Annotated in this window: 25 protein-coding genes; 12 read left to right on the top strand and 13 right to left on the bottom strand. The window is 68.9% G+C overall.

Features of this window, described 5'->3' with window-relative positions:
* Window positions 1-42 precede the first annotated feature (42 nt).
* Window positions 43-888: a fumarylacetoacetate hydrolase family protein gene (locus BLS95_RS41405; protein WP_090945045.1), complete on the bottom strand. Its 846-nt coding sequence runs from the start codon at window positions 886-888 to the stop codon at window positions 43-45.
* A 424-nt stretch (window positions 889-1,312) separates the two neighbouring features.
* Between BLS95_RS41405 and BLS95_RS41400 the strand changes: the two genes are divergently transcribed.
* Window positions 1,313-2,497 (top strand): cytochrome P450, encoded by a 1,185-nt coding sequence (locus BLS95_RS41400; protein WP_090945043.1) that lies wholly within the window; start codon window positions 1,313-1,315, stop codon window positions 2,495-2,497.
* 394 nt (window positions 2,498-2,891) lie between these two features.
* On the opposite strand, the gene BLS95_RS56265 is transcribed toward BLS95_RS41400, so the two are convergent.
* Both BLS95_RS56265 and BLS95_RS41380 read right to left on the bottom strand, forming a co-directional pair.
* A complete protein-coding gene (locus tag BLS95_RS56265) occupies window positions 2,892-3,557 on the bottom strand; it encodes a DUF559 domain-containing protein (protein WP_176993659.1) in 666 nt (221 codons plus the stop codon).
* Between the two features lie 1,143 nt (window positions 3,558-4,700).
* Window positions 4,701-5,126 (bottom strand): ATP-binding protein, encoded by a 426-nt coding sequence (locus BLS95_RS41380; protein ID WP_483869880.1) that lies wholly within the window; start codon window positions 5,124-5,126, stop codon window positions 4,701-4,703.
* Between the two features lie 212 nt (window positions 5,127-5,338).
* Between BLS95_RS41380 and BLS95_RS41375 the strand changes: the two genes are divergently transcribed.
* The gene (locus BLS95_RS41375) at window positions 5,339-6,163 is read left to right on the top strand and encodes a helix-turn-helix domain-containing protein (RefSeq protein ID WP_143044087.1); all 825 of its coding nucleotides are present in this window, start codon (window positions 5,339-5,341) and stop codon (window positions 6,161-6,163) included.
* Window positions 6,164-6,167: 4 nt separating this feature from the next.
* Window positions 6,168-6,368 carry a DUF397 domain-containing protein gene (locus tag BLS95_RS41370; RefSeq protein ID WP_090945025.1) on the top strand — a complete coding sequence of 67 codons (201 nt, stop codon included), beginning with the start codon at window positions 6,168-6,170 and terminating at the stop codon, window positions 6,366-6,368.
* Between the two features lie 388 nt (window positions 6,369-6,756).
* Here the strand turns inward: BLS95_RS41370 and BLS95_RS41365 are convergent, their stop codons facing one another.
* Window positions 6,757-7,167: a DUF2000 domain-containing protein gene (locus BLS95_RS41365; protein WP_090945022.1), complete on the bottom strand. Its 411-nt coding sequence runs from the start codon at window positions 7,165-7,167 to the stop codon at window positions 6,757-6,759.
* Window positions 7,168-7,268: 101 nt separating this feature from the next.
* Here BLS95_RS41365 and BLS95_RS41360 point away from each other — a divergent pair, with 101 nt between their 5' ends.
* Complete coding sequence (locus BLS95_RS41360; protein WP_090945018.1) at window positions 7,269-8,126, top strand: AraC family transcriptional regulator; 858 nt, start codon at window positions 7,269-7,271, stop codon at window positions 8,124-8,126.
* 118 nt (window positions 8,127-8,244) lie between these two features.
* Here BLS95_RS41360 and BLS95_RS41355 read toward each other — a convergent pair whose 3' ends face one another.
* Window positions 8,245-9,270 carry a GDP-mannose 4,6-dehydratase gene (locus tag BLS95_RS41355; protein ID WP_090945127.1) on the bottom strand — a complete coding sequence of 342 codons (1,026 nt, stop codon included), beginning with the start codon at window positions 9,268-9,270 and terminating at the stop codon, window positions 8,245-8,247.
* A gap of 270 nt (window positions 9,271-9,540) precedes the next feature.
* Here BLS95_RS41355 and BLS95_RS41350 point away from each other — a divergent pair, with 270 nt between their 5' ends.
* The 4 genes from BLS95_RS41350 (at window position 9,541) to BLS95_RS41335 (ending at window position 13,720) form a co-directional block, all read left to right on the top strand.
* On the top strand, window positions 9,541-10,785 hold the full coding sequence (locus BLS95_RS41350; protein WP_090945015.1) for a glycosyltransferase family 4 protein: 1,245 nt from the start codon (window positions 9,541-9,543) through the stop codon (window positions 10,783-10,785).
* A gap of 34 nt (window positions 10,786-10,819) precedes the next feature.
* The gene (locus BLS95_RS41345) at window positions 10,820-11,530 is read left to right on the top strand and encodes a class I SAM-dependent methyltransferase (RefSeq protein WP_176993658.1); all 711 of its coding nucleotides are present in this window, start codon (window positions 10,820-10,822) and stop codon (window positions 11,528-11,530) included.
* Window positions 11,527-12,597, top strand: a complete 1,071-nt coding sequence (locus BLS95_RS41340; RefSeq protein WP_176993657.1) for a glycoside hydrolase family 15 protein — start codon at window positions 11,527-11,529, stop codon at window positions 12,595-12,597. Before BLS95_RS41345 ends, BLS95_RS41340 begins: the two co-directional genes overlap by 4 nt.
* Window positions 12,598-12,751: 154 nt before the next feature.
* Window positions 12,752-13,720: a DUF1702 family protein gene (locus tag BLS95_RS41335; protein WP_176993656.1), complete on the top strand. Its 969-nt coding sequence runs from the start codon at window positions 12,752-12,754 to the stop codon at window positions 13,718-13,720.
* A 99-nt stretch (window positions 13,721-13,819) separates the two neighbouring features.
* On the opposite strand, the gene BLS95_RS41330 is transcribed toward BLS95_RS41335, so the two are convergent.
* Window positions 13,820-14,449 carry a class I SAM-dependent methyltransferase gene (locus tag BLS95_RS41330; RefSeq protein WP_090945010.1) on the bottom strand — a complete coding sequence of 210 codons (630 nt, stop codon included), beginning with the start codon at window positions 14,447-14,449 and terminating at the stop codon, window positions 13,820-13,822.
* 86 nt (window positions 14,450-14,535) lie between these two features.
* On the opposite strand from BLS95_RS41330, the gene BLS95_RS41325 reads away from it, so the two are divergent.
* The 4 genes from BLS95_RS41325 (at window position 14,536) to cutA (ending at window position 16,768) form a co-directional block, all read left to right on the top strand.
* Window positions 14,536-14,988, top strand: coding sequence for a pyridoxamine 5'-phosphate oxidase family protein (locus BLS95_RS41325; protein WP_090945007.1), 453 nt, complete (start codon window positions 14,536-14,538; stop codon window positions 14,986-14,988).
* Window positions 14,985-15,176, top strand: coding sequence for a ferredoxin (locus tag BLS95_RS41320; protein ID WP_090945004.1), 192 nt, complete (start codon window positions 14,985-14,987; stop codon window positions 15,174-15,176). Before BLS95_RS41325 ends, BLS95_RS41320 begins: the two co-directional genes overlap by 4 nt.
* 32 nt (window positions 15,177-15,208) lie before the next feature.
* Complete coding sequence (locus BLS95_RS41315; protein ID WP_090945001.1) at window positions 15,209-16,297, top strand: Zn-dependent alcohol dehydrogenase; 1,089 nt, start codon at window positions 15,209-15,211, stop codon at window positions 16,295-16,297.
* A 192-nt stretch (window positions 16,298-16,489) separates the two neighbouring features.
* The gene (gene cutA / locus BLS95_RS41310; protein ID WP_090944998.1) at window positions 16,490-16,768 is read left to right on the top strand and encodes a divalent cation tolerance protein CutA; all 279 of its coding nucleotides are present in this window, start codon (window positions 16,490-16,492) and stop codon (window positions 16,766-16,768) included.
* Window positions 16,769-16,864: 96 nt separating this feature from the next.
* Here the strand turns inward: cutA and BLS95_RS41305 are convergent, their stop codons facing one another.
* From BLS95_RS41305 to BLS95_RS41275, 7 genes are all read right to left on the bottom strand, one after another.
* Window positions 16,865-17,866 (bottom strand): sugar phosphate isomerase/epimerase family protein, encoded by a 1,002-nt coding sequence (locus tag BLS95_RS41305; protein WP_090944995.1) that lies wholly within the window; start codon window positions 17,864-17,866, stop codon window positions 16,865-16,867.
* Window positions 17,867-17,871: 5 nt separating this feature from the next.
* A complete protein-coding gene (locus BLS95_RS41300) occupies window positions 17,872-19,023 on the bottom strand; it encodes a Gfo/Idh/MocA family protein (RefSeq protein WP_090944992.1) in 1,152 nt (383 codons plus the stop codon).
* Between the two features lie 11 nt (window positions 19,024-19,034).
* Complete coding sequence (locus BLS95_RS41295; RefSeq protein WP_090944990.1) at window positions 19,035-20,093, bottom strand: ABC transporter substrate-binding protein; 1,059 nt, start codon at window positions 20,091-20,093, stop codon at window positions 19,035-19,037.
* Window positions 20,090-21,097 carry an ABC transporter permease gene (locus BLS95_RS41290; RefSeq protein WP_090944988.1) on the bottom strand — a complete coding sequence of 336 codons (1,008 nt, stop codon included), beginning with the start codon at window positions 21,095-21,097 and terminating at the stop codon, window positions 20,090-20,092. Before BLS95_RS41290 ends, BLS95_RS41295 begins: the two co-directional genes overlap by 4 nt.
* Window positions 21,097-22,581: a sugar ABC transporter ATP-binding protein gene (locus BLS95_RS41285; RefSeq protein WP_090944984.1), complete on the bottom strand. Its 1,485-nt coding sequence runs from the start codon at window positions 22,579-22,581 to the stop codon at window positions 21,097-21,099. The genes BLS95_RS41290 and BLS95_RS41285 overlap by 1 nt, the downstream gene beginning before the upstream one ends.
* Before the next feature lie 38 nt (window positions 22,582-22,619).
* Window positions 22,620-23,777 carry an ROK family transcriptional regulator gene (locus BLS95_RS41280; RefSeq protein ID WP_090944981.1) on the bottom strand — a complete coding sequence of 386 codons (1,158 nt, stop codon included), beginning with the start codon at window positions 23,775-23,777 and terminating at the stop codon, window positions 22,620-22,622.
* 262 nt (window positions 23,778-24,039) lie between these two features.
* A complete protein-coding gene (locus tag BLS95_RS41275; RefSeq protein ID WP_090944978.1) occupies window positions 24,040-24,912 on the bottom strand; it encodes an SDR family oxidoreductase in 873 nt (290 codons plus the stop codon).
* Between the last annotated feature and the right edge of the window lie 95 nt (window positions 24,913-25,007).

Raw genomic sequence — 25,007 nt, 5'->3', positions numbered from 1 at the left:
CTCCCTCACCCCGTGGTCGATCCTGAGCCGAGTCCTCGCCCGTCATGCCTGCCCCACGGTCTGGCGCTGCCGGCCGAGCCCCCCGATCTCCAGCTCCATCACGTCGCCGGCCCGCAGGTACGGCTGCTCCGGCATGCCCAACGCCACTCCGGCGGGCGTACCGGTGTTGATCACGTCGCCGGGCTCCAGCACCATGAACTGGCTCAGGTAGCGCACGATCTCGGCCACGTCGAAGATCATGTTCTTGGTGTTGCCGTCCTGGCGCTGCTCGCCGTTCACCCACAGGCGCAGCGGCAGGTCCTGCGGATCGCCTACCTCGTCGGCCGTCACCAGCCACGGGCCCAGCGGGTTGAAGGTCTCGCAGGACTTGCCCTTGTCCCACTGCCCGCCGCGTTCGAACTGGAACGCGCGCTCGGAGACGTCGTTGGAGATCGCGTAGCCCGCGATCACGGCCAGCGCCTCCTCCCGGCTGCCCAGGTAGCGGGCCTCCTGCCCGATGACGATGGCCAACTCCACTTCCCAGTCGGTCTTCACGCTGCCGCGCGGCACCAGGACCTCGTCGTTGGGGCCGATCATGGTGTTGGCGGCCTTCATGAACACGACGGGCTCGTCCGGCGCTGCCTGGCCGGACTCGGCGGCGTGGTCGCTGTAGTTCAGGCCGATGCAGACGATCTTCCCCGGACGTGCGATGGGGGCGCCGATCCGCAGCCCCTCGGCGTCGATGAGGGGCAGGGCACCACGCTCCAGCGCGTCGCGGACGCGCGCCACTCCCCCGGAAGCGAGGAAAGCCCCGTCGATCTCGGGCTCTCCGATGTCGCGCAGGTCACCGGCAGAGTCCAGCACTACCGGTCGCTCCTGTCCGACAGGTCCTACTCGCAGCAGCTTCACACCGCATCCTTCACATATACATCGGATGTCTTGATTCAAGATGCTGGTGCGACCAGGTAGAGCGTGTCAAGGGCGCCGAGACGGATACATCCGATCCGTGACCTCGAAGGACACCCCCGAGAGACCCACCCGGCGTGTGAACCGAATACACCGCCCCGCCACCTCCGTTCACGCTCCCGAATGCCAACCGCCCAAAACATCGGAGGGGACGCCGATTCCTCCATAAAGCAGCACAACAAGCCGGAAAGTACGCACCCCTCTCCACTCCCCAACCAACCCGACCACCCCGTGACCCCTCTCGCACGAGATCCCCGTCGCACCCGACGCCCCCCCGCGCCCTCCCCATCCTTGACGACCGCACAGCGACGTAATAGAACACGTTTCAGAAGGCTAACCAAGCGCTTGATCAAGTGGGTGAAATCGGGTGCAGATCAACCTCGTCGACCGGGACCATTACGCGACCACTGGACCGCCGCACGAGCAGTTAGCCTGGCTCCGCGCCAACTCCCCCGTCCACTGGCACGAGGGCGAACCCGGCTTCTGGGCCGTCACCCGGCACGAGGACGTCGTCCACGTGTCGCGCCACTCCGATCTGTTCTCCTCGGCCAGGAGACTCGCCCTGTTCGACGAAGTACCCGAGGAGCAGATCGCACTCCAGCGGCTCATGATGCTCAACCAGGACCCGCCGGAGCACACGAAGCGGCGTTCGCTCGTCAACCGGGGATTCACCCCGCGCACCATCGGTGCCCTCGAACAGCACATCCGGGACATCTGCGACGACCTCCTCGACAAGTGCACCGGCGAGATCGACTTCGTCACCGAGGTCGCCGCGCCCCTCCCCCTGTACGTGATCTGCGAACTGCTCGGCGCGCCCGTGGCCGACCGCGACAAGCTCTTCTCCTGGTCCAACCGCATGATCGGCTCACAGGACCCCGACTACGCCTCCTCCCCCGAGGACGCCTCGGCCGCCGCCATGGAGGTCTACTCCTACGCCGGTCAACTCGCGACCCAGCGCAGGGCCCACCCGAAGGACGACATCGTCACCAAGCTGCTGCAACCCGACGAGAACGGCGCGACGCTCGACGAGAGCGAGTTCGAGCTCTTCGTCCTGCTGCTGTCGGTGGCGGGCAACGAGACCACCCGCAACGCGGCCTCCGGCGGCATGCTCACCTTCTTCGAGCACCCGGACCAGTGGGAGCGCCTGGTCGCCGACCCCACCCTGGCCGCGACCGCCGCCGACGAGATCGTCCGCTGGGTCTCCCCGGTGAACCTCTTCCGCCGCACGTCCACCACCGACCAACTGCTCGGAGGCCGGCAGATCCGGGCCGACGACAAGGTCGTGGTCTTCTACTCCTCCGCCAACCGCGACTCCGCCGTCTTCCCCGACCCCGACGTCTTCGACATCGCCCGCAACCCCAACCCCCACATCGGCTTCGGCGGCGGCGGCGCCCACTTCTGCCTGGGCAACCACCTTGCCAAACTGGAACTCCGCGTCCTGTTCGAACACCTGGCCCGCCGCCACCCCCGCCTCCGCCAATCAGGCCCAGCCCGCCGCCTGCGCTCGAACTTCATCAACGGCATCAAGGAACTACCGGTCACCATCGGCTGAAGAAGGAGACCGAACCCTCGGGTCCACCGATCACCCGGACCCGACCCCCGCCCACCGCCCGCGCTCTTCCCATGGCCGGTCGATCCCGCGCTGGAAGCGACGCAGCGGCGGGGGTCATAACCCCACCCAAAGCGCCGCCTTCCCGGCGCAGCAGACGTAACGCCGGGCACGACACACAGAGCATCGTTACGCGGAGGACGTCCCGCCGACGCGCGGCACAGAGCCACCGTTGCGCGGTAGATGTCACGCCAAGCCACGGCACACAAGACCGCCGTTGGCACACACGGCCACCGTTGAGCAGCAGGCGTGACCCCGGAGCACGGCACGTAGAGCCACCGTTGAGCAGCAGGCGTGACCACACGGCGCGGCACGTAGGGCCATTGGTGTGGAGCCGTCACCGGAAGGACTTACGCCTTGTCGATCTGTAGCGGGAATTGCGGCGGGCCGCACGGATGTAGCGGAGGATGCGGGTCGTGCGTTCGGGACCCGGTTGCCAGCCGCGCTCGATCAAGACGTCGGCCACGTGGTGGAGGAGGTCGGCGATCTGGGTGGGGATGACGTCCCTGCGGACGGCGATCACGCGCCAGCCCCGTCGTCGGAGCTCCTCTCGGCGATCGGCGTCGCGCTGCTGGTCGGCGGCCGAGGTGTGGTGCTCGCGGCCGTCGTACTCGACTGCGACCTTGAACTCCTCCCAGCCCAGGTCCAGGTAGGCGTGGCGACCGTGGTCCAGCTCGACCCTGATCTGGGTGGTGGGTCTGGGGAGGCCGCCCTCGACGAGGATGACCCTCAGCCAGCTCTCCCTGGGCGAGGCCGCTCCCCGGTCGGCCAGGCTGAGGTTGTCGCGCAGGCGCCAGGTGTTGGTGGGGCGGTGCCACAGGGCGTCGAGGTCCAAGCCTCTGCGGGCGAACTGGTCGAGGATCGCCACCGCTTCCATGCGTGGCAGCCAGCGGGCGCAGTCGAGGGCGGTACGTTCTATGGTGGTCAGGCGGATGCCCTGGTGCTCGGTGATGTCCTCGTCCGGGAGGGATGTCAGGTAGGTGACGCAACCCCGGAGCGCCACATGACCCGAAGCGATCACCTCGACGGGCCAGTCCTCCTCGTTGGTTGGCAGAGTGTCCAGGCCCCAAATGTGTGCGGCCGTCTGACGACAGGCAACTGCCTGAGGGACTGAGCGGGTGACTCGCCGGGCGCGCTCGGCGAGGGATGGTGAGGCGCGGCCGGTCACGACAGTGGCCTTCCAACCGCGCACCGCATAACACGGAGATCCCGTCCCAGACCAGAGCCCCACCCCAAGCGAAGTCCCCGTCCTGGACGCAAGCCCCCGCCCGGCCACTTCGGGCGTTGGTGCTGCTCGTGCGGCGACGCCTCGCGTGGTACTGGGGTTGGAAGGGACGAGGGGCCCGCGACCGTGCCGGACTTGAGGTCGCCGGGGTGGCTCGTGCTGGCGGCACAGGCGCTCGTGGACGGGAGAGATGTGAGGAGTGCTGGGCTCATGGAGCCAAGGGTGCATCGGACGGCTGCGGTGGCGAGGAACCGAACGGGGTTCTGTGGAGAAAGATCGCTTATCCACAATCAGGAGGTGGAACTGGGGTTTACGGCTACGCTACCCGTCTTGGCCCGTGGGTGGCCCGTCGCACCGTCGCCTCGCCAGAGAACGACGCCAAGCACGTGCCGAACATCCAGTCATGCGCCGTCGCGTTCGTGTACGACAGCCGGAACCCGTCAGTCGCCTCAGCATGCAAGGCCAGAGCGAGCTGATAAGACACGCATTCGCCCCCGTAGGCGGTCACATACGGGATCACCCTCCTGTGGCCGCTCCAACCCCGCCGTCCTCACCGGCTTGCGCTTCGTGGTGCGCCCGCAGCGCGGCAGCATCGTACAGTCGCCTGTATCGCTCCTGGTACAAGCCCTCGATCCGCCGGGCAGCCGTCTCCATCGTCGAACACGGACACACGGTGTAATCCCATCTCCCCGTACCGCTTGCATCGTTCATGCACCAACGGAAACGCCAGCCGTCGCGGCCCCACTCGCACCACACCGCCAAGCTCACCGACCAGATCCCCACCAGCGCGATCCCATGAGCCTCGAAGACTTGCGAGTCGATCCCACGGCCACGCAGTACCGCCGCCAACTCCCGCGCCAGAAGTCCCGCCGGACTCCCGTACGTACTGACCGTCATCCGCTCTCTCCCTCCTCTCGGCATTCAGCGGGGCAGCAAAGCCGACACGACGCGTTCGCCCATCTGCGTGAGGCTGGTCTCCCAACACCCGTTGGTCAGTGAGTCCACCATCCACAGGCCCCTGCCCGTCGTCTCGTGCGGCCCGGGCATGCGCGGCATGGGCACAGACGCCGACAGGCCAGGGTCTACGACGCTCAACCGCCAGAAAGGCCGTTCCCGTTCTTCCACCGCCCGGAGGCTCATCCGCACCCACGCGCCCTCACCGTGAAGCACGGCGTTCGTCACCAGCTCCGACGCGATGGCCTCAAGGTCCGCAAGCGCCGGATGATCCCCCATCCACGCCCGGAGTTCCCTACGAGCCAGCCCCGGCAATAGGGCTCGGTCGTCGATCTCGCTGACGAACCACACTTTGATGCCCGCGTAGGGCGGATTTTTCGCGGCTACTCGCATGGTCACCTCGGAACGTTGGCGTACAGACCTCATCCGAACCTGTACGCGCTTTGCTGTGGCCTTCATCCCTGCGCATTTGTTAAGCCTCCTCAGCATGGACTCTCGTCCCGTGGCGCACCGCACCGATTGGGCGTACCGTTCCTTACAGCTTGTAGGTCAACCCTCTAAGTGACCGCTCGCAGCAATCACCCTCAGGAGAGAAGGGGTGTGGCATGGCAGCAAATGGGGACGATCCCAGCAGGGAGGCGTGGAAGGAATACGCCCGACGACAGCTCCAATATCGGACGGACCAAGGGTTGAGCCAGGAGCGTCTAGCAGACAGGCTGCCCTACAGTGAAAGCGCGGTGGGGCACGTCGAACGTCTCATGCGCAAGCCAACCGAGGAGTACACCCGCGAGATCGAAAAGGCTCTGGGGCTCGACGGACAGCTCATGGAGCTGCTTCCTGCGATCCACGGGAACACGATGGGGCCGAAATGGTTCCGAGAGTGGCCACGAGTCGAAGCGCTCGCTCACACCATCCGAACGTCTGAGCCGATGCTCATCCCTGGCCTACTCCAAACGGAGCGTTACGCCCGGGAGGTGCTCCTCGGAAGGCCCGGGGCAACCCCAGAGGAGGCAGAGCAGGCGGTGCGTCTGCGTGTCCGTCGACAAGCAATCCTCGGCACGCCCAAGCCTCCTATGTATTCCACACTGATCGACGAGAATGTTCTTCATCGCCCCGTTGGTGGTGCGGAAGTGATGCGTGAGCAGCTTCAAAAGCTCCTCGATGTGATCAGCCCTCCGTACGTCACGGTAAGGATCATTCCCCTTACAGCAGGGCTCACGGTGGGGTGCCTGGGAGCGTTCGAGGTAGCCACCATGTTCGACGGCGGCCCCGACCACGCCTACCTGGAGAGCGCGGAAGAGGGACGGGTAACGAATCGCGCGGCAACCGTACAGGCGCTTATTGTGCGGTGGGAAGCCCTGTCTGGCATGGCGTATCCCGTGGATAGGAGTCGGCAAACCATTCGCGAGGTGATGGAGAGCTATGGGTAACAGTATGCCCGTCGGCGTGTGGATGAAGGCGCAGGCATCTGGCGACAACGGTGGTAGCTGTGTCGAGGTGATGCGCCTGCACGATGACAGCGTGCATGTCAGAGACAGCAAGGCCAGGGGAAAAGGCCCAGTTCTGCAGTTCCGGCCTGATGAGTGGCGTGCCTTCCTGGACGGAGCATCCAAGGGAGAGTTCGACCTCTCCTAATGCCTTGTGGAAGGGGGTTCGGCCCGGACGGCTGAGCCCCCTCCTGTTGGGTCACCCCCGTACAAGCATGTACGGCGGGCTTCCGTACACCCCTTTCGGGAGACGAGCCCCCAGGCCGGGCATAGCGGGAGATCTCGAATGACCCGGAGTGGGTTGCCAGTTGTCCAGCCGGAACTCCAGTGGCCGCAGTTGCGTGGCTGGGCGCCATGCCTGCCAGATGCTCTCCGAACGCCTGCGAGGACCCACGCGCTGGACCAACGCACCGATCCTGGCGATACCCCGGCTCGGCCGTGCCCAGTACTGGTGGCCACCGCCGGCCGGGCCGCTCGCAGGCCACCTGACCATCCACAGACCACCTGACCGGCCACGGGACGTGGCGACCGACCGCTCAGGGATGCAGCGACAGGCCCTTCAGGACCTTGTCCACAGCGTTCCTTGGCCCGTGGACCGCCACCCCCACCAGCCCCAGCTCATCGGCCTCCACCGCACGCACCGCCGCCCGGTTGTCCGCGTCGTGCCCCGTCTTGAACATCTCCTCAATGTAGACGGCCACGTCCATGCCCCGCCCCGTCGCCTTCTCCCGGACAACCCGCAGGTCCCCCAATTCCCCCACATACACCAGCACAGGCTGGCGGAACATCGGCAAGTAGGAGTTGCCGGACCCGTCCTCGTACGGCTCGCCGATGGTCTGAGGGACCCCGCCCGCCACCGCACTCGCCAGGAAGGCGGTGACGTTGAGCTGCTGCCATGCGGCCAGATCCGCGCGTACCACGATGCCGATCTTGGTGTCGAAACGCATGGCACCAGTCTCGGACGCCCGCCCTCACCGCGTCTTGAACGCTCGTGCGGCGGGCCAGGCCACCAGCACCGGTCTTGTCAGTGACCGGCGACAATGGAGGCATGCGACAGGACTGGTCCCGATACTGGCGGTCACCTGACCGGCCGATCGAGGCCATGTACGCGCACTTCGAGCAGCACGCCTACCACCGGCACAGCCACGAGACCTACTCCTTCGGCGTGACGGAGACCGGGGCCCAGTCGTTCACCTGCCGGGGCGGGGCGCACACGAGCGCGGCGGGCATGGTCATGGCCTTCAACCCGGAGGACCCCCACGACGGCCACGCCACCAATCCGCTGGGATTCACCTACCGGATGGTTCACATAGGCCCTGACCTGGTCGCCGAAGCCCTGGCCGACGCCACGGGCCGCCGCACGGGCCTGCCCCTGTTCACCACCCCGGTGCTGGACGACCCAGCCCTCGCGGCCGCGCTCCGCGCCCTCCACACGTCCCTGCTGAGCCCCACGACCGCCCTCCACCGCGACGAGCTGCTCACGGCGACGATCACCCACCTGGTACGCCGGGCCGCCACGACGCCGCTCCCGGACACCGGGCCCACGAGGTCGGCGCGGGTGGCCGGGGAGGCCAGGCAGCTCCTGCACGCCCACCTGACCGATGACCTCACCATCGACGACCTGGCGAGAGCCGCGGGCACCACCCGGTACGCGGTCTACCGCGCCTTCCGCGCGGAATACGGCATGCCGCCGAGCGACTACCAGCGCCAGCTACGCCTGAGAACGGCCCGCGCCCTGATTGCCGCCGGCACTCCGCTCGCCGAGGTCGCCACCGCGACGGGCTTCGCCGACCAGAGCCACCTGACCCGCTGGTTCACCCGCTACTTCGGCCTAACTCCAGGCGCCTACCGCCAAGCCACCACCACACCACCGCCGGGGCCAAGCGTGCCACCACGGACGGGGTGAACGTTGCGCGCCGTAACGGCGGCGCGCCACTGACCGGTCAGCGGCCGTTCCCCTGGACAGACGCGAGCCAGCGACGGCGGTCGGCGAACCACGGCAACGCGTAACAGACAAAAAAGGATCACCACGGGTCGTAATCATCCGGGTCGGTGCCGTTGGTGAGGAGGCGGAGGTCGGCGTCGACCATCATCGACACCAGTTCGTCGAAGGACACCCGCGGCTCCCACCCCAGCTGCGCCCGCGCCTTCTTCGGATCCGCGCACAGCAGATCCACCTCCGCCGGCCGGTGCAGCGTCTGGTCCGTCACCACATACCGCTCCCAGTCCAGCCCCGCCGCCGCGAACGCCGCCTCCGCCAGCTCCCTGACCGACTTCATCCGCCCGGTCCCGATCACGTAGTCCTCGGGCTTGGCGGCTCCCAGCATCAGGTGCATGGCCTTGACGTAGTCCCCCGCGAACCCCCAGTCCCGCCGCGCCTCCAGGTTGCCCAGCCGCAGCTCGCCGGCCAGTCCCAGCTTGATCCTGGCCACCCCCAGCGACACCTTCCTGGTGACGAACTCGGCCCCGCGCCGCGGCGACTCGTGGTTGAACAGGATCCCGGACACCGCGAACATCCCGTACGACTCCCGGTAGTTCTGCGTGAGAAAGTGCCCGTACGCCTTCGCCACCCCGTACGGCGAGCGCGGGTGGAAGGCGGTGGCCTCGTTCTGCGGCGTCTCGCTGACCTGTCCGAACATTTCGGACGACGAAGCCTGATAAAAGCGGATCTGTCCGGAGGCAGGCCCGCCGGCCCCCCGCGACACCCCCGAGCACACCCGGATGGCCTCGAGCATCCGCAGGACACCCATCCCGGTCACCTCAGCCGTGAGCTCCGCCTGCTCCCACGACATGGGCACGAACGAGATGGCGCCCAGGTTGTACACCTCGTCCGGCTGAACCCGTTCCACCACCGAGATCAGCGACCCCTGGTCCAGCAGATCCCCCCGCACCACCTGCACGTCGGACAGCAGCCTGCGCATCCGGGACATCCGCGGGTTCGCCTGCCCGCGGACCAGCCCCCAGACCTCGTACCCCTGCTCCAGCAGGTGCTCCGCCAAGTAGGAACCGTCCTGGCCGGTGATGCCGGTGATGAGAGCTCGCCTGGCCAAGGAGTCCTCCAACTATCGCTGCCCGCGCGGGCCCGCCGGACCGCATCCCTTTGGGACGGGAATGTACAGCCAAGCACCTCAACGGGGCATCTGGCCCCATAGAACACGTTCCACCGAACCACGCTCGGTTACGGCAACGTCGCAGTTCGCACGGCCTAAAAGCGGCATTGTTAACAATTCCAGCCGAACTACCGAGTGGTAGCCTTTGTCGGACTAAGGTCATCTTTCACGGTACACGCCCGACTCCGGGCCCTACCGGCGGAGAAAGGGGTGTCCGTGCGGGAGCGAACGCTGCGGATCGCACTGCTGTCCTACCGCAGCAAGCCGACCTGTGGTGGCCAAGGTGTCTACCTCCGCCACCTGAGCCGGGAACTGGTCGCACTCGGGCACCACGTCGAGGTGTTCTCCGGCCAGCCCTACCCCGAGCTGGACGAGGGCGTCATCCTGCGCGAGGTGCCCAGTCTCGACCTCTACCGCGACGAGGACCCGTTCAGGACTCCCAAGCTGGAGGAGTACCGCGACTGGATCGACTGGCTGGAAGTCGGCACGATGTGGACGGCCGGCTTCCCCGAGCCGCTGACGTTCACGCTGCGCGCCTACCGCGAGCTGAAGAAGCGGGTCGGCGACTTCGACGTCGTGCAGGACAACCAGACCCTGGGCTACGGCCTGCTCGGCATCCAGAAGCTGTTCCCCGTGGTCGGCACCATCCACCACCCGATCAGCGTGGACCGGCGCATCGAGCTGGCGGCGGCCACCGGCGGCAAGAAGCTGAGCATGCGCCGCTGGTACGGGTTCGTGAAGATGCAGTCCCGCGTCGCGCCCCGGCTGAGCCCGATCCTGACCGTCAGCGAGTCGTCGCTGGCCGACATCCACCGCGACTTCAACGTCCCCCAGGCGAACATGCGTCTGATCCCGCTCGGCGTCGACACCCGTTACTTCCACCCGCGCCCGGACAAGCCCAGGCGCAAGGGCTCGATCGTCGCCGTCGCCAGCGCGGACTCCCCGATGAAGGGCGTGGCGACCCTGCTGCGGGCCGTGGCGAAGCTCGCCACCGAGCGCGACGTGAATCTCACCGTGGTCAGCAAGCCCACCCCCGGCGGCCCCACCGAGCAGCTCGTCCAGGAGCTGTCGCTGCAGGACCGCGTGCGCTTCGTGCACGGCATCTCCGACGACGAGCTGGGCGAGCTGATCGCCACCTCGGAGATCTCGGTCGTGCCCTCCCTCTACGAGGGCTTCTCGCTGCCCGCCGTCGAGCACATGGCCTGCGCCACGCCGCTGGTGGCCAGCCGTACCGGGGCCCTGCCCGAGGTCGTGGGCGACGCCGCCGTCCAGGTCCCGCCCGGCGACCCGGAGGAGCTGGCCGCGGTGCTGCGCCGCCTGCACGACTCCCCCGAGGAACGAGACCGCGTGGGCAAGGCCGGATACGAGCGCGTCATGGAGCGCTACACCTGGCGCGTCGTGGCCAAGCGAACCGTCGAGGCCTACCACGAGGCCATCGCCGCCCGTCGCCCCTGAAACGGGCCGTCCCCAACACGAGGAGAAGCGACAAGTGCTGACCGTGGACTTCGCCCGGCTGCCCGTGGGCCCCGGCGTGCGCGTGCTCGACCTGGGCTGTGGCGGCGGCCGGCACGCCTTCGAGGTGCTGCGCCGGGGCGCGGACGTCATCGCGTTCGACATGGACCAGTCGGAGCTGGACGGCGTGGCGGGCATGTTCGTGGCGATGGACAAGGCGGGCGAGGTGCCGGCCGGGGCCAGCGGGCAGACCGTCCAGGGCACGGCGCTCGACATGCCCTTCGAGGACGGTAGCTTCGACCGGGTGATCGCCGCCGAGGTGCTGGAGCACATCCCCGACGACATGGCGGCCATGCGCGAGATCTTCCGGGTGCTCAAGCCCGGCGGCACCGCCGCGGTCACCGTCCCCAGTTTCCTGCCCGAACGCATCTGCTGGGCGCTGGACGAGGACTACCACACCGCCCCCGGCGGGCACGTACGCATCTACACGCTGGCCGAGCTGTCGGCCAAGCTGAAGTCCGTCGGGTTCGAGATCGGCCCGCACCACCACGCCCACGGGCTGCACGCGCCGTACTGGTGGATCAAGTGCGCGGTCGGCGTCAACAACGACGACCACCCGCTGGCGAAGGCGTACCACGAGTTGCTGGTCTGGGACATCATGAAACGTCCCGCCGCGACCAGGCTCGCCGAGGCCGTGCTCAACCCGATCATCGGCAAGAGCGTCGTCCTCTATGTCAGGAAGCCATGATCTCCCCCGAGGAGGTCGTGCGCACGGCCGAGAGCATCGCGGCGATACAGCAGGAAGACGGCGGCGTGCCCTGGCCCGAGGGGCACGTGGACGCCTGGAACCACATCGAGTGCCTGATGGCCATGTCCGTCGCGGGGTTAGCGGAGCCGGTGCGGCGCGGCTACGAGTGGCTGGCCCGCCACCAGCGCGCCGACGGCTCCTGGCCGATGAGGCTGGTCGACGGCGTGCCCACCGAGCTGGGCGGCGAGACCAACCACGCCGCGTACGTGGCCGTCGGGGTCTGGCACCACCACCTCGTCACCGGCGACCAGGCGCCGACCGAGCGGCACTGGCCCATGGTCAAGGCCGCGCTCGACTATGTGGCCGGGCTCCAGACCGAGCGCGGCGAGATCGTCTGGGAGCGCGACGCGCAGGGCAGGGCCTCGACGTACGCGCTGCTCACCGGCTGCTCCTCCATCCACCAGGGGCTGCGCTGCGGGGTGCTGCTCGCCGAGCACCTGCAAGATCCGCAACCGCACTGGGAACTGGCCGCCGACCGGCTGGCACACGTCCTGGCCGCGCACCCCGAGGCGTTCGCCGACAAGAGCCGCTTCTCCATGGACTGGTACTACCCGGTACTCGGCGGCGCGGTGCGCGGGCGGGCGGCGTTCGAGCTGCTGGAACGTGAGTGGGCGACGTTCGTGGTGCCGGGGCTTGGCATCCGGTGCGTCTCCGACCAGCCCTGGGTCACCGGGGCCGAGACCTGCGAGCTGGTGCTGGCCCTCGACGCGCTGGGGGATCGCGAGCGGGCGACCGCGCTGTTCGCGGACATGCAGCACCTGCGGCACGAGGACGGCTCGTACTGGACAGGCTGGCAGTTCGCCAACCGCAAGCACTTCCCGCACGAGCGCTCCGGCTACACGGCCGCCGCCACCGTGCTGGCGGCCGACGCGCTGCTGCGGCTCTCGCCGGGGTCGGGGGTGTTCCGGGACGTGGCGGGGAGGTCGGTGTTCGATCCCGAGGTCTGCGGGTGCGCCGCCGGTACGGGACTGCGCGTCCCGCCTCACGCCGCCGACGAAGGGCTCTGACCCGGCCTGACCGGCCGCAAGGGCTTTTGCGGGTTCTTTGCCGGGGAAATCCGGTGCGCCGCCGACGAAAGGCGCAATGGGCTTACTAGCTTCTGAGTGGCCGGTACGAGACGTCTTCGGGGGAAGCGTGGGCGACACGGGCACAACATCGTTCATGGACCAGGTCGGGATCCATCCGGCGCTCTCATCGGCAAGAGGGCTGCGGAAGTTCCTGGCCAAGGATCCGCTGGAGTCCGATCTGAGCCGGCGAAGGTTCCGGCTCAGAAGCGGAACCTCCACTACATCCTTCACCAATGCCGAAAAGTCCTACGTTTTCGGCTACAACGCGGTGATGTCACGAGAAGTCGAGAAAATCGAGGATATCGAGGCTGAGCATCGGCCCTTCGGTTACGAAGGGGCCGCCGCCGCCTGCACCGTGCTCGACCTTCTCACCCTGACCCGGGGCCGGCGCCTTCACGAGCTACTCACCGGCCCCGCCCGACATCACCGCCACGCCGCCTACCTCGGCGCCGGCCGCGGCTACGCACTCGTGCGGCTGCGTCCGGTGCGAGGTGCGCGGCGGGCCCATCCGCTGCTGAGGTGGCTGGCGGTGGACGGGTTCGGCTTCCAGTGGAGCCTGAGCAGGGCCGATCGCATGATCGGCGAGCGTACGATGCCGGATCTGTTCTCCCGGGCCCACGGTGCCGTGTTCGACCAGGGGCTGGGCCGCCTGCTCTGGTACCACGACTCCGCCTCGCCCGACGACGTCTCGGTCCGGATCGGCGGCTATCCGGCCGGACGGCGGGCCGACCTGTGGAGCGGGGTCGGGTTCGCCGCGACCTACGCGGGTGGGGCCGAGGCCGAGGAGTTGTGGTGGCTGACCGAGCACGCGGGGTCCGACGGGTTCCGGGCCCACCTCGCGCAAGGATGCGCCTTCGCCGTGGCCGCCCGGCTGCGGTCGGGGGCGCTGCCCGATCACGTGGCGCGGGCCGTACCGATCCTGGCGGGGGTCGAGCCCGAGGAGGCGGCGGCCTGGACGGACCGGGCGCTCATCGCGCTCGGGCACCAGGCGCACACGCACGAGGACTTCAGGAGCTGGCAGTCCCAGACCCGCCGCTCCTGGACCCGCCGCCACCGCCACTGACGGCCGGTCCTCATGCTGAGGCCGCTCAGGTGCCGGGCCGGACGCGGTCCAGCACCCGGCGCTCAGATGCCGGGCCGGACGCGTTCCAGCACCCGGCGGTCAGATGCCGGGTCCGACGCGTTCCAGCACCCGGACCGAGCCCAGCGCCGACACCTCGGTGAACGCCCCGGACTCCAGCGCCCGCAGATAGACCCGGTAGGGCGCCTGCCCCCCGTCCGCGGGATCGGGGTAGACGTCGTGGAACACCAGCGCCCCGCCCTCCACGACGTGCGGCGCCCAGCCCTCGTAGTCGCGGGTGACCGGCTCCTCCGAGTGACCGCCGTCGATGAACAGCATGCCCAGCGGCGCCCGCCAGAGCCCGGCGACCCGCTCGGAGCTGCCGACGATCGCGATCACCTCGTCCTCCAGCCCGGCGGCCGCGATCGTGTTCCTGAACGTCGGCAGCGAGTCCATCTTCCCGAACCTCGGGTCCACCAGCGTCGGGTCGTGGTGCGCCCACCCCGGCTGGATCTCCTCCGACCCGCGGTGGTGGTCGACGGTGATGACCACGGACCCGGCGTGCCTGGCAGCCGCGCCGAGGTAGATGGCGGACTTGCCGCAGTAGGTGCCGATCTCGCAGATCGGCCCGAGCTTGCCGTACCGGCAGGCCGCCTCGAACAGGGCCGTGCCCTCCTCGTGCGGCATGAACCCCTTGGCGTGCTTGGCCGCGTAGACCAGATCGGATGACATAGCCATAGAGATGCACACTAACCGAACCGAATAACGTTCCAGAGACCCCTTGCAGGCCCCTTCTGGAACCTGTTCTACTTGGCAGCGTGAATCAGCGCGCTCGCATCGCGATGTCGGACGACGACGTCACCGCGTTCCTGGAGGGCTCGCGCAAGCTGCAGCTGGCGACCATCAATCCGGACGGTATGCCGCACCTGGTGACCATGTTCTACGGTATGGACGAGGGGCGGATCGCCTTCTGGACCTACGCGAAGGCGCAGAAGGCGCGCAACCTGGCCCGCGATCCCCGGGTGAGCTGCCTGGTCGAGACCGGCGAGGACTACGGCGAGCTGCGCGGCGTCCTGGTCTACGGCAGGGCCGAGCCTGTGACCGGCCGGGAGGGCGTCCTGGCCATCGGCATGAAGATCGCCCGTAGGATGACGCCGGGCGTGCCGGACGAGCTGTTGCGGCCCTACGTGGAGAAGACCGGGCTCAAACGGGTTGCCTACGTGGTGGAGCGCAGCAAAGTGGTCTCATGGGACCACAGGAGGCTGACGTGAGAGTCAAAGTAGACGAGCTGGTCTGCGAGGCGAACGCCGTGTGCGTGGGGCTCGCGGCCGAGGTGTTCGAGGTGGACGACGATGACCAGCTCCACATCCTTCTTCCTGAACCACCCCCCGAGCTGCTCGACCGCGTCCGCCACGCGGTCCGCTCGTGCCCCAAAGCCGCCCTCTCCCTTGAGGACTAGCCTCCAAGGGACCAAGTGGAGGAGGAACCCCCATGCGCGCCGCCATCCTGCACGCCGTCGGCAACGACAAGCTCGACATCCGTGACGACGTCACGCTGGCTCCGGTCGGGCCCACGGACGTGCGCGTCCGGATCAGGGCGACCGGCGTGTGCCACTCGGACCTGTCGGCCATGTCGGGCGTGCTGCCGCAGCCCATGCCGCTCGTCCCCGGCCACGAGGGCGCGGGGGAGGTGGTCGAGGTGGGCGACCACGTCGACTCCGTACGGCCCGGCGACCACGTGGTGATCAGCTGGCGTCCCGCGTGCCAGAGCTGCGACCTGTGCCTGGGCGGGCAGCCGTACCTGTGCCCCAAATACATCATCGAGTCCTTCAGCAAGGGCAACTTCCGGTTCGGCGGCGACGCGGCGACGGCGTTCGGGATGGCGGGCTGCGGCACCTGGGCCGAGGAGATCGTCATCCCGCAGCAGGGCGCGATCAAGATCGATGACGAGGTGTCGTGGGAGGCGGCGGCCCTGATCGGCTGCGGCATCACGACGGGCGTGGGGGCCGCGCTCAACACCGCGAAGGTGCGTCCCGGCTCCACGGTCGCGGTGATCGGCTGCGGCGGTGTGGGCCTGTCGGTCATCCAGGGCGCCCGGGTCTCCGGCGCCCGTACGATCCTCGCCATCGACCCGCTGGAGTCCAAGCACGAGCTGGCCAGGAAGGTCGGCGCGACGCACGCGGTCACGCCCGAGCAGGTTCCCGGGGCACTCAACGACCTCACCGCCGGCGCGGGCTTCGACTACGGCTTCGAGGTGGTCGGCAAGTCGGCCACGATCCAGAGCGCCTGGCAGATCACCCGGGCGGGCGGCGACGTCATCGTGGTCGGGGCCGGCGCGCTCGACGACATGGTGTCGATCTCGGCGTTCAGCCTGCTGTTCGAGGGCAAGCGGCTGCTGTCCAGCCTGTACGGCGAGGCGGACGTACGCCGTGACTTCCCCTACTTCGCCAAGCTCCACAAGGCCGGCCAGCTGGACCTGGAGTCGATGATCAGCTCCCGCATCCGCCTGGCCGACCTCAACGACGCGGTCGAGGCCCTGCGGCGCGGCGAGGTCCTCCGCCAGATCGTCCTCATGGACTGAGCGCCCACCCGGAGATCCTCCTCCCGCCCCGCCGACCCCACCGCCCGGCGAGGTGACGTGACCGCGGGAGGCAGGATCCCCGGCACCGGCTCCACCAGGGCGTCGGCCTGCGATCACTTTCCGTCATGGACTCGACACGCTAGAGTCCCTCAAGCTGGCGGCGTGGCGCTCCCCGCAGAGGATGGGTCCCTCATGGTGGAGTTCATCGAGGTTCACTTGACGGTCGACGCACCGGACAAGGCATCCCGGCTGGCGCACGGCCTGCTGCATGCCGGCCTCGCCGCCACCGTCGACATCTCCGAGGTGACCAGGCTCATCCGGCGGGAGGGCGGGATCGAGGAGACGAGCGCCTGGCAGCTGGGCGTCGTCACGACCGCCGGGCGGCTGGCCGACATCGAGCGGCACGTCGGGGACGACCACCCGGACGAGGAGATCCTCATCGTGACCATGCCGATCTCAAGGCTCGACTGACGTCCGGCCAGGCCGATCAGGGGCACGGGCGACCGGGATGAGGCCGTGCCGCGCGGGGCGACCCCCGCCCCCGCGCAGCACGGCGGGCCGAGCGGCTCAGGTCGTGGAGAAGGCGGCGTCGAAGGCGCTGGTGGGCGGCGTGATGGAGTTGAGGGTGCGGATGTAGGCGATCGCCTCCCGCGCCCCGTCCAGCCGGTCCATGCCCGCGTCCTCCCACTCGATCGAGATCGGGCCCTCGTAACCGATCGAGTTGAGCGCCCGGAAGCAGTCCTCCCACGGCACGTCGCCCCGGCCGGTCGAGACGAAGTCCCAGCCCCGCCGCATGTCCGCCCACGGCAGGTGCGAGGACAGGCGGCCCCGGCGGCCGTCGCCGACGCGCATGCGCGTGTCCTTGCAGTCCACGTGGTAGATCCGGTCCTTGAAGTCCAGGATGAACCCCACCGGGTCCAGGTCCTGCCAGACCATGTGCGAGGGGTCCCAGTTGAGGCCGAACGCCGGGCGGTGGCCGATGGCCTCCAGGGTCCGTACCGTCGTGTGGTAGTCGTAGGCGATCTCGCTCGGGTGGACCTCGTGCGCGAAACGCACGCCGACCTCGTCGAAGACGTCGAGAATGGGGTTCCAGCGATCGGCGAAGTCCTGGTATCCGGCCTCGATCATGGCGGCGGAAGCGGGCGGGAACATGGCCACCATGTGCCAGATCGACGACCCCGTGAAGCCCACCACCGTGTCCACGCCGAGCAGCGAGGCGGCCCTGGCGGTGTCCTTCATCTCCTGGGCCGCGGCCTGGCGGACGGACTCCGGGTCGCCCGAACCCCAGATGCGGGCCGGCAGGATGGACTTGTGCCGCTCGTCGATGAGGTCGCAGACGGCCTGGCCGACGAGGTGGTTGGAGATGGTCCACACCTTCAGGCCGTGCTTGTCGAGCTGGGCGCGCTTCTGCTCGACATAGGACGGGTCGCTCACGGCCTGGCCCACGTCGAAGTGGTCGCCCGAGCAGGCGATCTCCAGGCCGTCGTAACCCCATTCGGCCGCCAGCCGGCACACCTCCTCGAACGGCAGGTCCGCCCACTGCCCCGTGAACAGCGTGACTGGTCGCATCGGTTTCAGTCCTCCACGTTCGTGTAGCGGCTGTCCTCAGCCGCGCTCTGCTCGACGGCCGCCAGCACCCGCTGCACCCGCAGCCCGTCGGCGAACGACGGCGTGGGGTCGGCCCCGGTGGCGACCGCCTCCAGGAAGTCCCTGACCTCGTGGGTGAAGGTGTGCTCGTAGCCGAGCCCGTGACCGGGCGGCCACCAGGCGCCCGCGTACGGGTGGTCGGGCTCGGTGACCAGGATCCGCTCGAACCCGCCGCCGCCGGAGCTGACCCACAGCTCGTTCATGGCCTCGAAGTCGAAGGCCAGGCTGCCGCGCGAGCCGAAGATCTCCATGCGCATCGCGTTCTTGCGCCCGTTGGCGAACCGGGTGGCCTCGAACGAGGCCAGCCCGCCGCCGGACAGCCGCCCGATGAACAGCGCCGCGTCGTCCACCGTGACCGGGCCCTTGGTGGCGGACCCGGTGGCGGCCAGCCCGGCCGACTCCTCGGCCAGCGGACGTTCTTTGATGAACGTCTCCGTCAGCGCCGACACGCCCACCACCAGCTCCCCGGTGATGAACTGGGCGGCGTCCACGATGTGCGAGCCGATGTCGCCGAGCGCGCCGGCCCCGGCCTTGTCCTTCTGCAGCCGCCACACCAGCGGGAACTCCGGATCGACGATCCAGTCCTGCAGGTAGGCCGCCCGCACGTGCCTGATCTCGCCGATCCGGCCGTCCTCGACGTACCGGCGGGCGAGCGCGACCGCGGGCACCCGCCGGTAGTTGAAGGCCACCATGCTCTTGCCCGCCGCACCGGCCGCGGCCGCGACCATGGCCTCGGCCTCGGCGACCGTGTTGGCCAGCGGCTTTTCGCAGATCACGTGCTTGCCGGCCTGGAGCGCGGCGATGGCGATCTCGGCGTGCGAGTCACCGGGCGTGCAGATGTCGACGATCTGCACGTCGTCCCGCCGGACCAGCTCTCTCCAGTCCGTCTCCACATCGGCCCAGCCGAGCTGCGCCGCCGCGGCCTCGGTGCGCTCCTTCGACCTGCCGGCCAGCACCGCCATCCGCGGCACGAGCGGCAGGTCGAAGAAGGCCCCCACGCTCCGCCAGGCCTGGGAGTGGACGCGGCCCATGAAGGCGTAGCCCACCATTCCCACGCCGACGGTGGTCTTGTCTGACATGCAACCCCCGATCAGGATTCGAAGCCGAGCTCAAGGTACTGCGCGACGTTATCCTTGGTAATTGTCTCGGACGCGAGCGTGATGGACTGCGGCACCTGGTTCTCCACCAGATCGCTCATGCCCTTGCCCTGAGCGATCAACCGGGCCAGTTTGATGGCCGAGGAGGCCATGGTGGGGCTGTAGGTGACGGTGGCCTGCAGCACCGAGGTTCCTGACTGGATCTCGCGCATCGCGTTGGCCGAGCCCGCCCCGCCCACCATGATGAACTCGCTGCGGTTGGCCTCCTTGATGGCGGCCAGCACGCCGACGCCCTGGTCGTCGTCGTGGTTCCAGAGCGCGTCGATCTTCGCGTGCGCCTGCAGCAGCGAGGTGGCCACCTCGTTGCCGGTCTCCACGGTGAACTGGGCGTCCTGCTTGGCCGTGACACTGAACCCGAACGTCTTCAGCGCGTCGGCGAACCCCTTGCTGCGGTCCTGCGTCAGCGGCAGCGTGGCGATGCCCTGGATCTCCACGATGACCGGGTTGGAGACGTTCTTGGCCTTGAGCGCCTCGCCGATGTAGTGCCCGGCGGCCACGCCCATGCCGTAGTTGTCGCCGCCGATCCAGGTCCGGTAGGCCAGCTTGTCGGGGAAGACCCGGTCCAGGTTGATGACCGGGATGCCCGCCTCGGTGGCCTGCAACGCGATCTGGTTCAGCTGCTGGCCGTCGTTGGGCAGGATGACCAGCGCGTTCACCTTGGCCGAGATCAGCGACTCGACGGCCGAGATCTGCTGGTTGATGTCGTTGGTCGGCTCGACCGGCCTGAACTCGACGTCGGTGTACTGCTTGGCGGTGGTCTCGGCGTTCTTGGCGATGGCGGCGATCCACCCGTGGTCGGCCGCCGGCGCGGAGAAGCCGATGACGACCTTGTCGCCCGGCTGGTCGTTGCCGCCGGCCGGGGCGGTGGAGGCGGCCGGCGCGGCGCTGGACGGCGCGGCGGCGGGCTCGTTGCTGGTGCAGCCGGCCGCTAACAGGGCGGCTCCGCCAAGACCGCCGATGAGGAATCCCCGGCGCGCGACGTTGTCACTCATGGTGCTCTCTCCTTCAGGTTCCGTCGCTGGAGAAGGACGGCGACGACGATGATCAGGCCCTTGGCGATCAGCTGGTCGCTGGTGTTGAGGCCGTTGAGGATGAACAGGTTGGTAATAAGGGTGAAGATCAGCAGGCCCAGGATCGAGCCCACGATGGTCCCCCTGCCGCCCGTGAGCAGGGTGCCACCGATGATCACGGCGGCGATCGCGTCGAGCTCGTACAGGTCGCCGTGGGTGGAGGAGCCCGTGGTGGTACGGGCCATGATCAGGACGGCCGCGATGCCGCAGCACAGCCCGGACAGGGCGTAGAGCAGCATCGTGTGCCTGCGCACGTCGATGCCGGCGAGCCGGGCCGCCTCGGGGTTGCCCCCGACCGCGTACGTCCTGCGCCCGAACGTCGTGCGATTGAGCAGGATCCACCCCAGCACCACCACCAGGGCGAAGATGTAGACCAGCATCGGGATCCCGAGCACCCGGGTCGTCGAAAGCTCGACGATGAAGGAGTTCTCCGGCTGGATGAGCTGGGTCTTGCGGTCGGACATGCGCTGTGCCAGCCCGCGGGCGGCCACCAGCATGGCCAGCGTCGCTATGAACGGGACCATCCGCCCGTAGGCGATAAGTAACCCGCTCACCAGCCCGGCGCCGGTGCCGACGAGGATCGCGCAGATCGCCATCACCACCGGCCCGAACGACTGTGTGGCCACCGTCGTCGCCCAGACCGAGGCCAGTGCCATCACCGCGCCCACCGACAGGTCGATGCCGCCGCCGATGATGACGAACGTGGCCCCGACCGTGATGACGCCGATCGTGGCGGCCAGCGACAGGATGCTGACCAGGTTGGAGGCCGTGGCGAAGTTCGCGGGTCTGGTGACCAGGCCCACCACGACCAGGATCGCGAGGGCTCCGAGCAGGCCGAGATGACGCATCTCCCCGAAGCCCCGCAGCGACGACAGAGCCGGCGCGGCTGTCCTGGCCGCGGGTCTGTCCGTTGTGGGCTCGCCCATCAGGCCGCCCTCCCATTCATGATCATGTCGAGGACGCGGTGCTCGTCCAGCTCCGCGGCCTCGCCCTGGTGGATGACCGTCCCCTCGCGCAGCACCAGCACCCGATCGGCCAGGCCGAGCACCTCGGGCACCTCGCTGGAGACCAGCAGCACGCCGATGCCCTGCTTGGCCAGATCGTGGATCACGGCGTACAACTCGGCCCTGGCGCCCACGTCCACGCCTCTGGTCGGCTCGTCGAGCAGCAGCAGCTTGCGTCCGCCGAGCAGCCAGCGGGCGAGCACGGCCTTCTGCTGGTTGCCTCCCGAGAGTGTTCTGATCGGGCGTTCCGGATCGGGTGGCCGGATGTCCAGCATCTCCGCCAGCCGCTTGGCCTCGCTCCGCTCGCGCTTGCGGTCCAGCCAGCCGAACTTGGCGAACTCCGGCAGGGTGCCCAGCGTGATGTTGGCGGTGACGCTCTGGTCGAGCAGCAGCGCCTGGGCCTTGCGCTCCTCGGGGGCCAGGCCCATGCCCCGCCTGACGGTGCCGACGACGCCGCGCCGGACGGGGGTGCCGTCGAGCAGGACGCGGCCGGACGCGGAGCGCGCGCCGTAGACCGCTTCCAGGATCTCCGAACGCCCCGAGCCGACCAGCCCCGCCAGGCCGACGATCTCGCCGGCCCGTACCGAGAACGAGACGTCGGCGAAGACGCCCGGCGCGGTCAGGTTCTCGACCTTGAGCACCTCCTCGCCGGCCGAGCGGCCGGTCTTGGGCGGGAAGACGTACTCGACGTTGCGGCCCGTCATGAGCGAGACGATCTGCCCCGTGGGGGTCTCCCTGGCGGGCAGGCCGACGGCGACCGTACGGCCGTCCTTCAGCACGGTGACCCGGTCACCGATCTCGCGGATCTCCTCCAGCCGGTGGGAGATGTAGACCACGGCCACGCCCTCGGCGGTGAGCTCGCGAATGATGCGGAAGAGGTTGGCCACCTCGTCGTGCGCCAGGGCGGCCGACGGCTCGTCCATGATGATCAGGCGGGCGTCGTGCGAGAGCGCCCGGGCCATCGACACGACCTGTTTGGCCGCCGGCGACAGCCGCCCGACCTCGACGGACGGGCGGATCTCGGGGTGGCCCAGCCGCGTCAGGACCTCACTGGCGGCGGCCCTGACCGCCGCCCTGTTGACGAAGCCGAAGGTGGAGTGCTCGTGGCCGAGGTAGATGTTCTCGGCCACGCTGAGCCCGTCGACCAGGTCCAGTTCCTGGTAGATGGTGGCGAAGCCGAGCCTGATGGCGTCGATGGGGCTGCCGGGGCGCACTTCCTTGCCGTTGAAGACGATCGTGCCCTCGTCGGGCTGGTGGGCGCCGGCCAGCACTTTGATCAGGGTGGACTTCCCGGCGCCGTTCTGGCCGAGCAGGCAGTGCACCTCGCCCGCCCTGACGTCCAGGTCCACCCCGTCCAGCGCGCGCACGCCGGGGAACTGTTTGACGATGCCCTTCATGACCAGCATCGGGCGGTCCCTTTCAGCGCTCTTCAGTGCGTTTGGTTCTAGGCGTTGACGATGCGGTTGATGTTGTCCGGTGACAGGTAGTGCTCGATGGCGAGGATTCCGGCGCCGAGCGCCGCCGCGTTGATCCCGGTACGGCTCGGCGTGATGGACAGGTGATGGGTGGCCAGCGGCAGCGAGCGGCGGTAGACCGTCTCCCTGATCCCGGCGAGGAGGTGCTCGTGCACCCGCGACAACGCGCCGCCGATCACGATGACCTCGGGGTTGAAGAAGTTGACCAGGCTCGCCAGCACCTCGCCGATGAGCCGGCCCGCCTCCCTGACCAGGCGCAGCGCCTGCGTGTTGCCCGCCTGTACGAGCGCCACGACGTCCGCCCCCGACTCGGCCGCGAGACCCAGTTCGGTCAGCCGCCGGGCGATCGCGGCCCCGCCGGCCACGGCCTCCAGGCAGGCGCTGTTGCCGCACCGGCAGCCGGCGTCCTCGTGACCACTGACCCTGATGTGCCCGATGTCGCCCGCCGAGCCCTGCGCGCCCCGGTGCAGCTTGCCCTCGGCCACGATGCCGCAGCCGATGCCGGTGCCGACCTTGACGAACAGCAGGTGGCTCGTCTCGGGGAAGGCGTTGCGGTGCTCGCCCAGTGCCATCACGTTGACGTCGTTGTCGACCAGCACCGCGACGTCGCCGAAGAACTCCGGGATGGGGTAGTCGTTCCAGCCCGGCATGATCGGCGGGTTGTTCGGCCGGCCGGTGGCGAACTCCACCGGTCCCGGCACCCCGATCCCCACCGCGCGCAGCACCGCCCTGGGCCGCCCCACCTCGCCCAGCAGCCGGTCGAGCCGCTGGTCGACGTGGGCGAGCACCTTCTCAGGCCCCTCGCCGATGAGCAGCGAGTCCTCGCACTCGGCGAGCACGTTGCCCGAGATGTCCATCAGCGCGACCCGGCAGTGCGTGGCGCCGAGATCCACGCCCGCGAAGGCGTGGTCCTCGGTGTGCAGGCGCAGCTGGCGCGGCGGACGGCCGCCGGTGGACTCGCCGCTCTCGGTCTCCTCGACCAGGCCACGCTCGATCAGCGCGTCCACGCGCTGGGAGATCGTGGACCTGGCCAGGCCCGTGAGCCTCGCGAGATCGGAACGGGTGGTGGCCGAGCCCGCGCTGATCAGCGTCAGCACCTCACCGGCCGAACCCTGCTGGGGGGTCATGCCGAGACAATAAGATCACCGATGCGGCAAATCAAGAGATGGAATCGACCAAACTCCGCCAACTTCCGCCGAAGGTCGAACAAAGCCAAGTTTGTGACTAGATTTCCCAACATTTCGGCATACCTTGCGCGACCTCCGGAACCCCACCTTCGGTCCGCCGTGCCCGCCTCAAGGCTTGCCGGAGGCGGGTCTCGAACAGCAGGCCCAAGAAAAAACCCCGCCGCCGACGTGCTGTGTCGGGCGGCGGGGAGAGCGGCGGAAGCTAGAGCATCGCCTTCATCGAGTCTGCGGCCGTCAGCACGTACGGCTGCTCGGCCATGACCGCGTCCCAGTTGCCCGCGATGGCTTCCGGGGTGAGGTCGTCGGTGCGCCAGCCGGGCCCCTCGGCCACGAACACCCGCGCCACCCGGCCGCCGCCCACGGTGAACACCTCGCCGCTCGCCTCGCAAGACTCGTGCACGAGGTAGGCCACCAGCGCGCTCACCCGCTCCGGCGCGAACTTGGCCTCGAACTCGGCCGGCAGCAGCGCCTCGGTCATCCGGGTCCAGGCGATGGGCGCGATGGCGTTGGCCTTGATGCCGTTGCGGGCGCCCTCGATGCCGATCGTCTTGGTCAGCCCGACCAGCCCCATCTTGGCGGTGGAGTAGTTGGCCTGCCCGAAGTTGCCGAACAGCCCCGCCGGGCTGGAGGTGTTGACGACGCGCCCGTAGCCGGCGGCCTTCATCAGCGGATAGGCGGCCTGGCTCACCAGGTAGGAGCCGCGTACGTGCACGGCCAGCACCTGGTCGAACTCCTCGACCGACATCTTGCCGAACGACTTGTCCCGCAGGATGCCGGCGTTGTTGACCACGATGTCGACCTTGCCGAACGCGTCCACGGCAGCCTGCACCACGGCCCTGGCGCCCTCCGGCGTGGAGATGTCGTCGGTGCTGGCGACGGCCTGGCCGCCGTTCTGCTTGATGAGGTCGACCACCCCGGCGGCGGGCCCCTCGGACGCGCCTGTGCCGTCGAGCGCGCCGCCGAGGTCGTTGACCACGACCTTGGCCCCCCGCTCGGCCAGCAGCAGCGCGTGCGACCTGCCCAGACCGTGCCCGGCCCCCGTGATGATCGCGACCCTGTCATCGAACCGAAGCATCGAACCTCCCACACAGGAGAACATCGTTCTAGTACAAGTACGATAACCGACCCGGGACCGGGATCACGGTCCCCCGTCAGCAGACCGGCCGCACG

The sequence above is a fragment of the Nonomuraea jiangxiensis genome (assembly GCF_900099965.1).
Classification (GTDB): Bacteria; Actinomycetota; Actinomycetes; order Streptosporangiales; family Streptosporangiaceae; genus Nonomuraea; species Nonomuraea jiangxiensis.
This window is presented reverse-complemented; position numbering and strand designations above follow the sequence as displayed.